This is a genomic window from Streptomyces stoeckheimensis (assembly GCF_045822005.1).
Taxonomy (GTDB): Bacteria; Actinomycetota; Actinomycetes; order Streptomycetales; family Streptomycetaceae; genus Streptomyces; species Streptomyces stoeckheimensis.
Genome location: NZ_CP169550.1, coordinates 2,293,041 through 2,309,600, shown reverse-complemented (window position 1 = coordinate 2,309,600; position 16,560 = coordinate 2,293,041). Strand labels below are relative to the sequence as shown.

At 72.3% G+C, this 16,560-nt stretch carries 5 protein-coding genes; all 5 read left to right on the top strand.

The features are described 5' to 3' along the window. The first annotated feature begins 5 nt into the window (after positions 1-5). The 5 genes from ACE1OC_RS10635 (at position 6) to ACE1OC_RS10615 (ending at position 16,523) form a co-directional block, all read left to right on the top strand. Positions 6-866, top strand: coding sequence for an ABC transporter ATP-binding protein (locus ACE1OC_RS10635; protein ID WP_407836824.1), 861 nt, complete (start codon positions 6-8; stop codon positions 864-866). A 102-nt stretch (positions 867-968) separates the two neighbouring features. Continuing rightward, a complete protein-coding gene (locus ACE1OC_RS10630; protein ID WP_407836823.1) occupies positions 969-2,039 on the top strand; it encodes an iron-siderophore ABC transporter substrate-binding protein in 1,071 nt (356 codons plus the stop codon). Positions 2,040-2,041: 2 nt separating this feature from the next. After that, entirely contained in the window at positions 2,042-3,829 is a 1,788-nt protein-coding gene (locus ACE1OC_RS10625) for an ABC transporter ATP-binding protein (protein WP_407836822.1), read from the top strand. A 57-nt stretch (positions 3,830-3,886) separates the two neighbouring features. Continuing rightward, entirely contained in the window at positions 3,887-14,833 is a 10,947-nt protein-coding gene (locus tag ACE1OC_RS10620) for a non-ribosomal peptide synthetase (RefSeq protein WP_407836821.1), read from the top strand. Further along, a complete protein-coding gene (locus ACE1OC_RS10615) occupies positions 14,820-16,523 on the top strand; it encodes an ABC transporter ATP-binding protein (protein ID WP_407836820.1) in 1,704 nt (567 codons plus the stop codon). The genes ACE1OC_RS10620 and ACE1OC_RS10615 overlap by 14 nt, the downstream gene beginning before the upstream one ends. Positions 16,524-16,560: the final 37 nt, after the last annotated feature.

The window sequence follows — 16,560 nt, the reverse complement described above, 5'->3', positions numbered from 1 at the left end:
GAGCCGTGGTCGCTCAGTACATCACCGAGGCCCAGTCCGGGACCGAGGGCGTCCCGCGGTTGGCGGCCAAGGGCGTCACGGTCGGGTACGGCGACCGGACCGTCATCGACTCGCTCGACGTGACGATCCCGCAAGGGGTCGTGACCACGATCATCGGCCCCAACGGATGCGGCAAGTCCACCCTGTTGCGGACCCTGTCGCGACTGCTCAAGCCGACCAGCGGATCCGTCGTCCTGGACGGCGAGGACATCGCCCGGCTGCGGACCAGGGACGTGGCGAAGAAGCTCGGCCTGCTGCCCCAGGCGCCGGTCGCGCCGGAAGGCCTGACCGTGGCCGACCTGGTCGCCAGGGGCCGGCATCCGCACCAGAGCTGGCTGCGCCAGTGGTCCTCGGACGACGCCTCCGTGGTGGAGCGCGCGCTGGCCATGACGGGGGTGGCCGACCTGGCCGACCGTCCCGTCGACGCCCTCTCCGGGGGGCAGCGTCAACGCGTATGGATATCGATGACCCTCGCTCAGGGGACCGACCTGCTGCTGCTCGACGAGCCCACGACCTATCTGGACCTGGCGCACGCCGTCGACGTGCTCGACCTGGTCGACGACCTGCACGAGTCGGGATGCACCGTGGTCATGGTGCTGCACGACCTCAACCTGGCCGCGCGCTACAGCGACAACCTGATCGTGATGAAGGACGGTTCGGTGCTGGCGCAGGGCCATCCGCGCGAGGTGCTGACCGCCGAGCTGTTGCACGAGGCATTCGGCCTGCGTGCCATGGTGATTGACGATCCGGTGGGTGACCGGCCCCTCGTCGTGCCGATCGGGCGGACTCACGTCCAGAGTGTGGGAAGTCCGGCTGCGGACGGCTAGAACGAGCCATAACTTAGGCTAAGCTTACCTCACTTCCCCGGGGTACGGTTTGCCTGCCCTAAGTGGGGCCGCAGTGGACAGCACGAAAGCAAGGGATCCCGCATGCTCCTCGACCGAACGACACGAATGAAGCCCTGGCGGCAGCTGGCGGCAACCGTGTCCGCCGCGGCCCTCGGTGTAGGCCTCCTCGCCGGGTGCGGTTCCGAGACGGCTGCCACCGACGGCAAGGACAAGAAGAAGGACGACGCCGCAAACGCCCCGGCCGCGACCGGTGCGTTCCCGGTGACCGTCGAGCACTTCTTCGGCTCCACCGAGGTCAAGAAGGCCCCCCAGCGCGTCGTCACCGTCGGCTACACCGACGACCAGACCGTCCTCGCGTTCGGCATCAAGCCGGTCGGCATGACCGACCAGTACCCGAACCCGGCGGGTCAGAGCCCCGACATCAACACCCAGTGGCCCTGGGTGAAGGACAAGTGGGGCGAGACCAAGCCCGAGGTCATCATGAGCAACGGTGACGCCGGCCCCAACTTCGAGAAGATCGCGGCCCTGCGCCCCGACCTGATCATCGCGGTCTACTCCGAGGTCGACCAGGCCGCCTACGACAAGCTGTCGAAGATCGCCCCGACGGTCGGCCGCACCAAGGCCGAGAAGGAGCCCTTCAGCGCTCCGTGGTCGGACAACGCCCTCCAGATCGCCAAGGCGGTCGGCAAGGAGACCGAGGGCAAGGCGATGATCCAGGGCATCCAGGACAAGCTCGCCACGGTCAAGAAGGCGCACCCCGAGTTCGCCACCCAGACGGCCGTCGCGGTGTCCTGGTACAAGGACGCGGTCAACCCCTTCACCTCCACCGACGTGCGCGGCCAGCTCCTGACCGGCATGGGCTTCAAGCCCCAGACCGAGCTCGACAAGATCTCGGAGGGCAAGTTCTCCTTCGCGCTCTCCCCGGAGCGCATGAACCTCATCGACGTCGACCGCGTCTTCGTCATCAACGACAAGGCCGACACGGACGCGCTGAAGAAGTCCGAGCTCTTCGCCAACCTGAAGGTCACCAAGGCCAACAAGGTGTCCTACCTGCTGGACAGCGAGGGCCCGGCGGCCGGCGCGGCCATGTCCCAGGCCACCCTGCCCGCCCTGCCGTTCGCCATCGACGAGCTCGTCAAGTCGGTCGGCTAGGTGTGAGCACCACGGACATTCGGGTCGCCCCGGCAACCCTGCGCACGACGTCCGGACGTGAAGCAGCCCGATGGGTCGCGGCGAACTGCCGCACGATGCCCTGGCTGACGTCCGGCGCCGTACTCAGTACGGTCGCCGGGGCGGCTCTCCAGATGCTCCCCGTCCTGCTGCTCGGCGAGGTGGTCGACGGAGTGACCGGGGGCGAACCGCGTTCGGTCCTGGTCACGATCGGGGCTTGGATGGTGGCCGCCGCGCTGCTCGGCGCGGCGGCCACCGCCCTGTCCGCCTACCTGATCGGGCGGCTCGGCGCCGACCTGCTCGCGCACCTGCGCGAAGGCGCCGTACGGGCCGTCCTGGGCATGCCCAGCGCCCGGGTCGAGCAGGTGGGCCGCGGAGACGTGCTCTCCCGGGTCGGCGACGACGTCGCCGTCCTGTCCAAGGGCATCCGCTCGGCCATCCCCACGGTGTTCTCGGCGGGGGTCCTGGTGGCCATCGCCACGATCGGCATGTTCGGCCTCGACTGGCGGCTCGGCCTGGCCGGCGCGTGCGCGCTGCCGGCCTACGCGCTGGCCCTGCGCTGGTACTTGCCCCGGTCCGCCCCGCTCTACCGCAAGCGCGCGGTGGCCCAGGCCGAGCGCGCGCAGGCGCTGATCAGCGGCCTGAACGGCATCGAGACGGTACGGGCGCACCGCCTGGAGGAGGCCTTCCGCGAGAAGGTCTCCCAGGATTCGCGGCGGGTGCGCGACCTCGGCATCGAGGTGTTCCACTTCTTCGGCCGGTTCGTCGGCCGGGAGAACCGCGCGGAGTTCATCGGCCTGGTCCTGATCCTCGTGGTGGGCTACGCCCTGCTGGAGACCGGCTCGGCCAGCCTCGGCGAAGTGGCGGCGGCGCCGCTGGTGTTCCACCGCCTGTTCACCCCGCTGGGCGCGATCATGTTCACCTTCGACGAGGCCCAGAAGTCGGGCGCGAGCCTGACCCGGCTCGTCGGGGTGCTGGCGGAGTCCACGGAGGACCGGCTGGTGGGCGATGCGACCGCCGCGCCGGCGGGCGAGGAGCCGTACCCGGTGACGGTGAAGGGGCTGACGTTCCGTTACCCCGGCGCCGAGGAGCCGGTCCTGAGCGATGTCAGCCTGACGATCCCGGCGGGCGGCTCGCTGGCCCTGGTGGGCGCGACGGGCGCCGGAAAGACGACCCTGGCCGCGCTCATCGCCGGCATCGGGACCCCGGAGGCCGGGTCGGTGCGGATCGGCTCGACCGACCTCGCCGATCTGGACGAGGCCGCGGCGCGGGCGCTGGTGAGCATCCTGACCCAGGAGACGCACGTGTTCTCCGGGCCGCTCGCCGACGACCTGCGACTGGCCGCGCCGGAGGCGACCGACGCCGAACTGCTGGCCGCGCTGGGCACCGTAGGGGCGGCCGAATGGGTCGATGCGCTGCCCGAGGGTCTGAACACCGCGGTCGGCGAGGGCGGTGCCCGGCTGGACGGTACGAAGGTGGCGCAGGTCGCCCTGGCCCGGCTGGTGTTGGGCCGGGCGCCCGTGGTGGTCCTCGACGAGTCGACCGCGGAGGCGGGCAGCGAGGGCGCCGCCGAGCTGGAGCGGGCCGTACTGGCCGCTTGCGCCGGGCGGACCACGCTGTTCGTGGCCCACCGGCTGACCCAGGCGGTGGCCGCCGACCGGATCGCCGTGCTGGATGCGGGACGCGTCGTGGAGCAGGGCACGCACGAGGAGCTGGTGGCCTTGGGCGGCCGTTACGCGCGACTCTGGCGGGCCTGGAGAGACGCTAGTTAGGTCACCCTAATTTAGGTTAGGCTAGCCTTCGTACCTTGGAAGGGTGTTGAGTCTTCAATGATGGAACCGAGCGCTCGTCTCGTGCTGATCTCTCCTACGCGCCTGGCAGACGTGCGCCGGCGTACCGGCGGATACTCCGACCGGACCATCGCCGAGGCCTGTGCCATCGGGCTGTCGTACTGGGCGACGGGCGTCAGCCCCGACGGAATCGACCTGACCCCCGGCACGCTCTTCGCGGACGTCCTCGGATGGGTCGACAACGGCGGTACGGCGCCCGGCGGTTGGGAGACCGGGGAAGCTGCCCCGGACGGCTGGGCCATCGCGGTCCCCGCGAGCGTCCCGCAGTCCGACGCCCAGCTCGCGCTGGACGACCTGGCGGACTTCCCCGACCGGCCCCTCGGCACCATCAGCCCGTCCACCGTGGCGGAGCGGCTCACCACCCTGGCCGAGTGGAACGACAACGCGGCGGACCGGGTCCGGCCGACCATCGTGGACATGTTCCGCGAGCAGGCGCGCCTGCGGCCGGACGCGGTCGCGGTCATCGACGAACACCGCTCGCTGACCTACCGCCAGGCGGCGGAGCTGTCCGCGCAGCTGGCCCACCACCTGATCGGACGCGGACTCGGCTCCGAGCAGGTCGTGGGCATCTCGCTGGGCCGCTCCGCCGACATGGTGATCGGCCTCCTCGGCGTGCTCCAGGCCGGCTGCGCGTTCGTCCCGCTCGACCCGCAGTGGCCCGCCGCCCGCCGCGCCGTCGTCATCGAGGACGCGCAGGTCGTGCTGCAGCTCAACGACTCCGGCGCGCACGACCCCGCGGAACCGGCCGCCGCCGCCGTCGACCTCGACGACTGGCGGTACGCCGACCAGCCCGCCGGGGACACCGGAATCACCGCGCACGGCAACGCCCTGGCCTACGTGATCTTCACGTCCGGTTCGACCGGCCGCCCCAAGGGCGCGATGATCCGCCACGAGGCGATCAGCGAACGCCTGCTGTGGCAGGTCAACGAGATCCTGGGCTTCGGCCACGACGACGCGTCGCTGTTCAAGGCGCCGCTGTCCTTCGACATATCCATCAACGAGATCTTCCTCCCGCTGGTGTGCGGTGGCCGCCTCGTCGTCCTGCGGCCCGGCGGCGAACGCGACCCGCACCACCTGCTCGCCGTGATCGCCGAGCACCGCGTCACCTTCACCTACCTCGTCTCCTCCATGCTGGACGTCCTGCTGGAGATCGCCGGAGACTCCGACCGCCTCGACAGCATGCGCCACGTGTGGTGCGGCGGCGAGGTGCTCACCCCCGAGCTGTACGAGCGGTTCCGCACCCGGCTCGACATCCCCATGTACCACGGCTACGGCCCGGCCGAGACGACCATCGGCGTCTCCCACGTCATCTACCGCGGCGAGGCCGAGCGCCTGTCCACCTCGATCGGCAAGGCCAACCCCAACACCCAGCTGTACGTCCTCGACGACGAGCTGCGCCCCGTCCCGGTCGGCGTCGGCGGCGAGCTCTACGTCGGCGGCTTCCTCCTGGGCCGCGGCTACGTGAACGCACCCGGACTGACCGCCTCCCGGTTCGTGGCCAACCCCTTCGCCACCGACGGCTCCCGCCTCTACCGCACCGGCGACCTCGCCCGCTTCGCCCCCGACGGCTCGCTGGACTTCCTCGGCCGCGCCGACAACCAGATCAAGATCCGCGGCATGCGCCTCGAACTGGAGGACGTGGAGGTCGGCCTCGCGGAGCACCCCGCGGTACGGCACACCTGCGTCATCGCGAAGAAGAACAGCGCGGGCGGCACGTACCTGGTCGGCTACGTGATCCCGGCCGCCGGCCACCAGGAACTGCGGGCCGACGAGGTCAAGGCCTGGGCCACCGAGCACATGGTCGAGTACATGGTGCCCGCCCACGTCGTCGTGATGACCGAGTTCCCGCTCACCGCGAACGGCAAGCTCGACCGGCGCGCCCTGCCCGAACCCGAGATCGCGACCGGGGCGTTCGTACGGCCCTCCACCGACGAGGAGCGCGCCGTGTGCGCGGCCGTCGCCTCCGTGCTGCGGCTGGAGGAAGTCGGCGTCGACCAGGACTTCTTCCAGCTCGGCGGAGACAGCATCCTCGCCATCTCGCTGCTGAGCGCCCTGCGCGAAGCGGGCCTCTACGTCACCGCGGGGCAGATCTTCGCCAACAGCGTCCTGGGCGCCCTGGCGGCGGTGGCCGGCCGCGAGGACGTGGCCCGGGCGGACCACGCCGACGTCGCGACCGGTCCCGTGGAGGGATCGCCCATCGTCCAGTGGCTGGGCCGGACCACGGACGCGATCGACGGATTCGTCCAGGCGGTCGTACTGAACACCCCGGCGGACCTCACGACCGACGCCCTGGGCCCGATCCTCGACTCCGTCGTCGCCCGGCACGACATGCTGCGCGCCCGGCTCGTACGCGGGGACCGCTGGAGCTTCGACATCCCGCAGGCCGACGGAGCCGCGGCCGACTGGCAGGAGAGCGACGGCTCGCTCGACGCGTGCGTGGCCCTCGCCACCGAAGGACTGGACCCGGACGCCGGCGTGATGCTGCGGGCCGTCTGGCGCCGCGAGGCCCGCCAGCTGGTCCTGGTCGCCCACCACGTGGTGGTCGACGGCGTGTCCTGGCGGGTGCTGATGGAGGACCTGGCCACGGCCTGGCGCCTGTTCTCCGCGGGACGGGAGATCGAACTGCCCCCCGTGGGCACCTCGTTCCGGCGCTGGACCCAGCTCCTGGGCAGCGCCGACTTCGACGCGGACCGCGCCCACTTCGAGCGTCCCCTGCCGGGCCCCGACGCCCCGCTGGGCCGGCGTGCCCCCTCCGAGGCCGACACCGTCGAGCGGGAACGGCACCGGATCTTCACCGTCGGCTCCGAGGCCACCGCCGCGCTGCTGGGCGAGATCCCCGCGAAGTTCCACGCGGGCGTCAACGACGTCCTGCTGACCGCGCTCGCCGTCACCCTCGCCCGGTGGCGCCGCGGCCGCGGCCAGGAGCAGACCTTCGCGCACATCGAGCTGGAGGGCCACGGCCGCGAAGGCCGCCACGTGGCGGGCGCCGCCGGCATCGAGCCGGAACTGTCCCGCACCGTCGGCTGGTTCACGACGCTGTTCCCCGTGACCGTGGACCCCGGCACGACCGGTGACTTCACCGACCCCCGGTACCTCGCCGCCGCCCTCAAGGCGGTCAAGGAAGACCTCGCCCGCGTCCCGAGCAACGGCGTCTCCTACGGCGCCCTGCGCTACCTGGCCGACACCCCCTTCACGGCCCCCGCACCCCAGGTCCTCTTCAACTACCTGGGCCGCTTCGACGCGGGCGCGTCGGGGGACTGGCAGCTCTCCGGCACCACCGGCCAGCTCGGCGAGAAGCGCGACCCGAAGATGCGCCTGCCGCGCGCCCTGGAGTTCAACGCGATCGCCGAACCCTCCGCCACCGGCGCGTACGAGCTCGTCACCACCCTCTCCTGGCCCGACGGGATGTTCACCGACGAGGACATCGAGGCGATCGGCGGGTACTTCCAAGCCGCCCTCACCGCCCTGGCCGCGCTCGACGAGGGCGGCCACTCGCCCAGCGACTTCCCGCTGGTGCGGCTGACCCAGGCCGACGTCGACGCCCTGGACGGACCCGAGCTGCGCGCCGTCCTGCCCCTGACCCCGCTCCAGGAAGGCCTGTACTTCCACTCCGTCTTCGACGACGACTCCGCTGGCAGCTACGTCGAGCAGCAGCTGCTGACGCTGGAGGGCGAGCTCGACCCCGACCGCCTCCGGGCCGCGGCCACCCGTCTGCTCACCCTGTACCCGAACCTGGCCGCACGGTTCACGGCCCTCGCCGACGGCCGCGTGGTCTCCGTACTGGAAAGCGGCGCCGAGGCGCCCTTCACCACCCTCGACCGGCCCGGCATCACCGAGGCGGAGCTCCACGAACTCGCCGAGCGGGACCGCCGCGCCGGATTCGACCTGGCCACCGGCCCGCTGATGCGGTTCACCCTGGTCCGCGACCCGGAATCCGGCCGCAACGTCCTCGTCCAGACCGTCCACCACATCATCGCCGACGGCTGGTCGGTGCCCCCGATGCTGCGCGCGCTGCTCGCCGAGTACCACGCGCCGGGAAGCACCTACCCGCTGAGCGGCTTCCCCGACTACGTCGGCTGGCTCGCGGAGCGCGACGCCGACGAGAGCGACCGCGTGTGGGGCGCCGAACTCGCCGAGCTGCCCGGCCCCTCGCTGGTGGCCCGGGACCACACCCCGTCCGACCGGTTCGCCGACACCTCCGTCGAGCCGGCGCAGTCCCTCGACGTCGACGCCGCCGCCCGTGCCGCCGGCGTACCGCTGAGCGTGGCCGTGCACAGCGCCTGGGCGGTGACCCTGGGCGGGATCCTGCACTCCGCCGACGTGGTCTTCGGCTCCACGGTCTCCGGCCGCGACGCGGACGTCCCCGGCATCGAGGACATGGTCGGCCTGTTCATCAACACCGTCCCGCTGCGCGCACGGTGGGCCGCCGGCACCACGGCGCGCGAACTGCTCGCCTCGGTGCGCGAGCACCAGGGCGCGGTCCTGCCGCACCAGCACGTCTCGCTGGCACGGATCGGCCGGCTGGCCGGCGTCGGCTCCCTCTTCGACACCCTCGTGGTGTTCGACGTGGCCACCGACGTGGCCGCCCTGCGCCGCACCGGCGACACCCTCGCCGTCACCGGCCTCGTCAACGAGGGAGCCCCGCACTACCCGCTGACCCTGGTCGTGGAGCGGGCCCTCGACGGGCGCCCGCGCTTCAACCTGATCTACGACGGCGAACTGCTCCGCGAGAGCAGCGCCCGGGACATCCTGACCCGGTTCACGCACACCCTCACCGGCCTGCTCACCCGGCCGGACGCCCCGGTCGGCGACCTGGCGCCCGAGGGCGGCCGGAGCCCCGCACGGATCACCCCGACCACGCTCGGCGCACTCTTCGACGCAGCGGCGGACCGGAACCCGGCGGCCACCGCCGTCACCCAGTGCGCGCTCGACGGCACCACCCGCTCCCTGACCTACGGCGAACTCGCCGACGCGAAGAACGAACTGGCCGCCGCCCTGCGCGCGGCCGGGGTCCGGCCGGGCCGGCGCGTGGCCGTGGCCGTCCCGCGCACCATCGAGCAGGTCGTCGCCCTGGTCGCGATCGTCAGCGCGGGCGGCGCCTACGTCCCGCTCGACATGGCCTACCCCGACGACCGGCTGGAGTACGTCCTCGGCGACGCCGCCCCGCAGGCCGTCCTCGTGGACCCCGGCCAGCGCGCACGCTTCACCGCCCTGCTGGAGCGGGCGGGAGTCGATGCCCGGGTCCTCGTACAGGGCGACGAACTGCCGCGGGAGCCCGCCGGGACGGCGGACGCCGCGACGGACGAGGTCAGCTGGCACGACCCCGCGTACGTGATCTACACGTCCGGGTCGACCGGCAAGCCCAAGGGCGTCGTGGTCCCGCACTCCAGCGTGGTGTCGCTGCTCGCCAACACCCAGCCGGACATGGACTTCGGCCCCGACGACGTCTGGGTCCAGTTCCACTCCTACTCCTTCGACTTCGCCGTCTGGGAGCTGTGGGGCGCCCTGGCGCACGGCGGCGAGCTGCTCGTCCCCGACTACGGCCTGACCCGCTCCCCGGTCGACTTCCACCGGCTGGTCCGCGAGCGCGGAGTGACCGTGCTCAACCAGACGCCCTCGGCCTTCTACCAGTTCGTCGAGGCCGACCGGCACGCGGGCGCACCGCTCCCCGCCCTGCGCCGCGTCATCTTCGGCGGCGAGGCACTGGACCTCGGACGGCTCCGCGGCTGGGTCGAGCGGCACGGCGCCGCCTCGCCCGAACTCGTCAACATGTACGGGATCACCGAGACCACGGTCCACGTGACGCACCGGGTGCTGACCGACGGGGACTTCGCCTTCGGCGACGACGTGAGCCCCATCGGCGGACCCATCCCGGGCCTGGTCACCCACCTGCTCGACGACCGGCTCCGGCCGGTGCCGCCGGGGCAGGTGGGCGCCATCTACGTGGCCGGCGACCAGGTCTCCCTCGGCTACCTCGGGCGGCCGGGCCTCACCGCGGGCCGGTTCGTGGCGAACCCGTTCGCGAACGACGGCTCCCGGATGTACCACACGGGCGACCTGGCCGTCCGTACCCTCGACGGCGAGCTGGAGTTCACCGGCCGCGCCGATGACCAGGTCCAGCTCAAGGGCTTCCGCATCGAGCTCGGCGAGGTCGAGTCCGCGCTGCGCGACCTCGACGGCGTCGTCGACGTGGCCGTCACCGTGGCCGACAGCGGCGACCACCTGGTCGCGCACGTCGTCGGCCGGGTGCCCGGCGACCTCTCCGCCCTCCTCGCGGAGAAGCTGCCCGTGCACATGGTGCCGGGCCGGGTCCTGCCGGTGGACTCCCTGCCGCTGACCGTCAACGGCAAGCTGGACCGCAAGGCCCTGATCGCGGCGGCCGCACAGGACGACACCCCGGTGGCCGGCGGTTCCGTGACGGAGGCAGCGACCGACTCCCTCCTCGCCTCGCTGGTCGGCGTCTTCGCCGACACCCTGTCCCACCCGGCCGCCGACGCGGACACCGACTTCTTCGGCGCGGGCGGCGACAGCATCGTCGCCATCACCGTGGTCAACCGCGCCCGGGCGCTCGGCCTGCCGATCGCACCCCGCGACGTGTTCCTCCTGAAGACGCCGCGCGCCCTCGCCGAGCTCCTCGGCACGCGCGCACCGCAGACCCGGGCCCCGGCTCCGGCCCCCGCGCGCCGCGAGGACGGCCCGCTGGCGCCCACCCCGATCATCCTGCGCCAGCGCGAACTGGGCGGTACCCTCGCCCGGTTCGCCCAGGCCCGGACCGTCGAGGTGGCCGAAGGCACCGCGTTCGCCGACATCGAGCGCGCCGCCGACGCCGTACTGGCCGCCCACCCGGCCCTGCGGATGCGGCTGAACACCGAGCACGGGGTGTGGACCCTGCGCACCGAACCCGCCCGCAAGGCCACCGTCGTCCGCACGGACGCGGCCGACGCCACGGCCGCCGCCAACGAGGCCGCCGGACGGCTCGACCCCGAGACCGGGGAGGTCACCGCCTTCACCTGGCTCGCGGAGACCGGCACCCTCGTGGTCACCGTGCACCACATCGCCGTCGACTCGGTGTCCTGGCTGATCCTGCTGGACGACCTCGCCGCCGCCCTGCGCGGGGAGACCCTCGCACCGGCGACCACCTCGTACGCCGAGTACGCCGACGCGCTGACCCTGCGGTCCGCCGCCGGCGCCGACGACCTCGGGCACTGGGTCGACACCCTCCGGGCCCCCGCGCTGCTGCCCGCGTCCGGCGCGCTGCGCGACACCACCGTGGTCCTCGGCCCCGAGGCCAGCGACCTGGTGACGCGCACCGCCCCCGCGGCGCTCGGCGTCGCGCTCACCGAGCTGCTGTGCGGCGCCCTGCGCACCGCCCTGACGCGGATCCAGCCGGCGCCCACCGATCTCGCGATCGAGCTGGAGCGGCACGGCCGGGTGTCCGTACTGGAGCACCACGACTACACCCGTACGGTCGGCTGGTTCACCGCCATCGCGCCGGTCCGGCTCACCGCGCACACCGACCCGGTCGCGGCGGCCCGCGAGCTCGCGGCACGCCAGCCGGACGAGTCCGGGCACCTCGCCTACGGCCGGCTGCGCTACCTCAACCCGCAGACGGCCCCGCTGCTGACGGCCCGACCGCAGGTGCTCTTCAACTACCTCGGCCGGGGCAGCGAGTCCCAGGCGCTGCACATCACCGGCGGCGACCAGGGCAGCCCGTACGCCGTCGAGGTCAACGCCTGGACCGACGCGGCCACCGGCAGCCTGCACGCGACCTTCACCCTCGCCGAGGAGATCCCGGACGAGATCACCGCGCACTGGCTGCACGCCCTGGAAACCCTCGCGGAAGCCTCCGTGACGGCCGAGCGCACGGCGCCCGTCACCGCCCTGCAGCGGGGCCTGTTCTTCCAGGCCCAGTTGGCGGGCACGGCCGGACACTACGTCGCACAGAGCTACTTCGCCCTCGACCACCGCCTCGACACCGACGCACTGACCGAGGCCATGGCCGTGGTCATGGCCCGGCACCCGGTCGTCGGCGCAGGTTTCACCACCGACGACGACGGCAACCCGGTCCAGATCCTCAAGGCGGGCCGCCGCGTCGGCGTCCACACGGTCGAGCTGTCGACCGAGGAGGAGGTCGAAGCCCTGCGCGTCCGGGACCGCAACACCGGCTTCGACCCGGCCGAGCCGCCGCTGATCCGGCTGACCGTGATCCGGCTGCCCGAAGGCCGCGACGGCCTGCTCCTCAGCTACCACCTGCTGCTGTGGGACGGATGGTCCCGCGCGATAGTGCTCCGGGACCTGTTCGAGGCCTACCGGGCCGTACTCGCCGGTGAGCTGCCCTCCACGACCCCGGCCGTACCGGGCTTCGAGGACCACGCCCGCTCGCTCGCCGCCAAGGACCCGGCCGTCTCGGAGCGGTTCTGGGCCGAGCACCTGACCGGGCTCTCCGGCCCGACGCTGCTCGCCGGACCGGCGCCGTCCCTCTCGGACGACCTGCCGCCCGCGCTCCTGCACACCCTGACCGCCGAACAGTCGCAGCTGCTGCGGGAGACGGCCAGGGCGCACGGAGTCACCCTCAACTCGGTCCTCACCGGCGCCTTCGGCCTGCTCCTGGGCGCCCACACCGGCCGCAGCGACGCCGTGTTCGGCGTGACCGTCTCCGGCCGCGAGGGAGAGGGCCTGTCCGACATCGTCGGCGTGCTGCTCAACACCGTGCCCATGTGGACGCGGGCCCGGCCCGAGGACTCGGTCGGGGAGTACCTGGCCGCCGTACAGGCGGCCCGGGTCGACGCGATGGAGCACGAGCACCTGGGGCTCGGCGAGATCCAGCGGGCCAGCGGCCACGACACCCTCTTCGACAACCTGTTCGTGCTCCAGAACTTCCTGGACCTGGACGGGCTCGCCGAGATGAACGCCCGCCACGGCATCACCGAGGTGAAGTCGGACGACTCCACGCACTACCCCTTCACCTGGGTCGTCACCCCCGGCGACCGGCTCACGGTCAAGCTGGAGCACCGCCACGGCGACTCCGACAGCGCCCGCCGCCTCCTCGAGGACTACGTCGGCCTGCTCCAGGACCTGGCCCGCTCCACCGGACCGGTGGGCGCGCTGCCCGGCCTCGGGCCGGTGCCCGGGCCGGCCGACCGTACGGACATCGGAACCGACACGGTGGTCGACCGCTTCGACCGGGCGGCGGACCGCGCACCCGAGCGGGTCGCGCTCGTCGCCCAGGGCCGGAGCATGACCTTCGCCGAACTCCAGGGCCGCAGCCGCCTGCTGGCGGGTGTGCTCGCCGGACGCGGCATCGGCCCGGAGAAGACGGTGGGCCTGGCGATCCCGCGCACGCTGGAGTGGATCGTCGCGCTGTTCGCCGTACTGCGCACCGGAGCCGCGTACGTACCGCTGGAGCTGGACCACCCGGACGAGCGGATCGCCACGATCGTCGCGGACGCCCGGCCCGAGGTGATCCTCACTGTCAGCGCCGTCGCCCCCAGGCTGACCGGCGACCTGATCGAACTGGACCGGCCCCTTCCGGAGGCCGAGCCGCTCGTGACGTTCGCACCGGACCACCCGAACCGGCTGCGGTACCCGGCGTACACGATCTACACCTCCGGTTCGACGGGCAAGCCCAAGGGCGTCGTGACCGAGTACGCCGGCCTCACCAACATGCTGATCAACCACCAGCGCCGCATCTTCGAACCGGTGCTGGCGGAGCACGGCAACCGGATCTTCAAGATCGCGCACACCGTCTCCTTCGCCTTCGACATGTCGTGGGAGGAGCTCCTGTGGCTCGCCGACGGCCACGAGGTGCACATCTGCGACGAGGAACTGCGCCGCGACGCACCCGGACTGGTCGACTACTGCCGTGAGCACGGGATCGACGTCATCAACGTGACCCCGACCTACGCGCAGCAGCTGGCGGCCGAAGGCCTGCTCGACAACCCGGAGCGGCGCCCCGCGCTGGTGCTCCTGGGCGGAGAAGCGGTCACCCCGACCCTGTGGCAGCGGCTCGCCGAGACCGAGGGGACGGTCGGGTACAACCTGTACGGCCCGACCGAATACACCATCAACACCCTGGGCGTCGGCACCTTCGAGTGCCAGGACCCGGTGGTGGGCGTGGCCATCGACAACACCGAGGTGTTCGTCCTGGACCCGTGGCTGCGGCCGCTGCCGGACGGGGTTCCCGGTGAGCTCTACGTCTCCGGCATCGGCATCGCCCGCGGGTACCTCGGCCAGCCGGCCCAGACCGCGCACCGGTTCGTCGCCTCGCCGTTCGGCGCCCCCGGCGAGCGCATGTACCGCACCGGCGACCTGGTGGTCCGTCGGCCGGACGGGAACCTGATGTACCTCGGCCGCACCGACCAGCAGGTCAAGATCCGGGGCCACCGCGTGGAACTGGGCGAGGTGGAGGCGGCGTTCGCCGCGCACCCGGCGGTCCGGTTCACCGCCGCGGTCGCCCAGCCCGACCCGCAGGTCGACGGCGCCTACCGGCTGGCGGCGTACCTCGTGCTGGGAGCCGGCTCCGACCTGGCGGCGGTCGCCGCCGAGGTGGGCGCCGGACTGCCCGACTACCTGCGCCCGACGCACTACGCTCAGGTCGAGGCCATCCCGCTCACGGTGAACGGGAAGGCCGACACCAAGGCCCTGCCGGAGCCCAAGCCGCTGGGCGCGCTGACCACTTCGGGCGAGCGCGGCCCGGAGACCGAGACCGAGGTCCTGGTCTGCGAGTTCTTCGCCGAAGCCCTGGACCTGGACGACGACGAGGTGAGCGCCGTGAGCGATTTCGTGTCCCTCGGCGGACACTCCATGCTGGCCGTACGCCTGGTCGGACTCCTGCGCCGGGAATTCGGCCCCACGATCACCATCCGCGACCTGCTCACCCTGCGAACCCCCGAAGCGATTGCCCGGCACCTTGATGACAACTCCTGACGTCCAGAGATCCCGCCGCGCGGGATCCGACATCCTGCGGACCGCCATACGGCGCAACGTCGGCGCCATGGTCTGGGGCACCGTCCTCATGGGCCTGTACCAGGCGGGCGAGACGGCCTTCCCGATCGCGCTCGGCATGATCGTCGACCACACGATGCGCGAACGGAGCCTGGGGGCGCTCGCCCTCTCGATCGCCGCGCTGGCCGTGATCATCACGACGGTGTCGCTGTCGTGGCGGTTCGGCATGCGCATCCTGCAGAAGGCCAACACGACCGAGGCCCACCACTGGAGGGTGCGGGTCGCGTCCTGCGGCCTCCAGCCGGTGGCCCGGGACGTGGACCTCAAGTCCGGCGAGGTGCTCACCATCGCCACCGAGGACGCCGACCAGACCTCCGACATCGTCGAGGTCGTGCCGATGCTGATCAGCTCCTCGGTCGCGGTGCTGGTCGCGGCGGTCGCGCTGAGCCTGGCGGACCTGCGGCTCGGCCTGCTCGTCATGATCGGGACGGTCGCGATCCTGTCGACCCTCAGCGTGATGTCGAAGCGGATCGGCAGCAGCACCCAGGAGCAGCAGGCCCGGGTGGCGCGGGCGGGTGCCAAGGTCGCCGACCTGATCACCGGCCTGCGCCCGCTGCACGGCTTCGGCGGCAACCACGCGGCCTTCCGGTCCTACCGCAAGGTCAGCACGGAGGCCAAGGAGCAGGCGATCACGGTCGCCAAGGTGAACGGCGCCTACACGGGCACCGCGCTGGCCCTGAACTCGACCCTCGCCGCCGCGGTGACCCTGACCGCCGGCTGGCTGGCCTTCGACGGGCAGATCAGCATCGGTGAGCTCGTCATGGCCGTGGGCCTGGCGCAGTTCATCATGGAGCCGCTCCGGCTGTTCTCGGACATGCCCAAGTACGTGATGATGGCGCGCGCTTCGGCGGAGCGGATGGCCCTGGTGCTGTCCGCCCCGCCGGTGGCGGCCCCGGGGACGGCCCGCCCGGCACCCGGCGGGGACCTGGAGATCGACTGCGTCCGGTACGAGTCCCTCCAGGGCCTGAAGTTCCACGTCCCGGCGGGCCGGTTCACGGCGATCGCGGTCTACCAGCCGCGGGCGGCGGCCGAACTCGCCTCGATCCTGGCGGTGAACGTGCCGCCGGCCGCGTACGGCGGCACGGTGCGGCTCGGCGGGCAGGACCTCGCGGACCTGTCGGTCGAGGCGGTCCGCGAACTGATGCTGGTGAACCCGTACGACGGGGAGATCTTCGCGGGAACCCTCCGTACGAACATCGACCCGTCGGGCACCAGCCGGACGGTGCCCGAGGCCGTCGAGGCGTCCATGCTGACCGATGTCGTCGCCCTGCACCGCCAGGGACTCGACTACGAGGTCCGCGACCGCGGTTCGAACCTCTCCGGCGGGCAGCGCCAGCGGCTCTCGCTGGCCCGGGCGCTGGCCGCGGACTCCGACGTGCTGGTGCTGCGGGACCCGACCACTGCCGTGGACGCGGTCACCGAGCAGCTCGTCGCACGCAAGATCGCGGAGCTGCGCCGGGGCCGCACCACCGTGGTCATCACCAGCAGCCCGGCCCTGCTGGACGCGGCCGACCGGGTCCTCGTCCTGGACGACGGGGTGGTCACGGCCGAAGGGACGCACCGTCACCTGCTGGCCAACGACCCGGCGTACTGCGCGGCGGTCACGCGCTGACCTCGTGAGCCGGTGAACAGAAGGGGCCCGGGTGCCC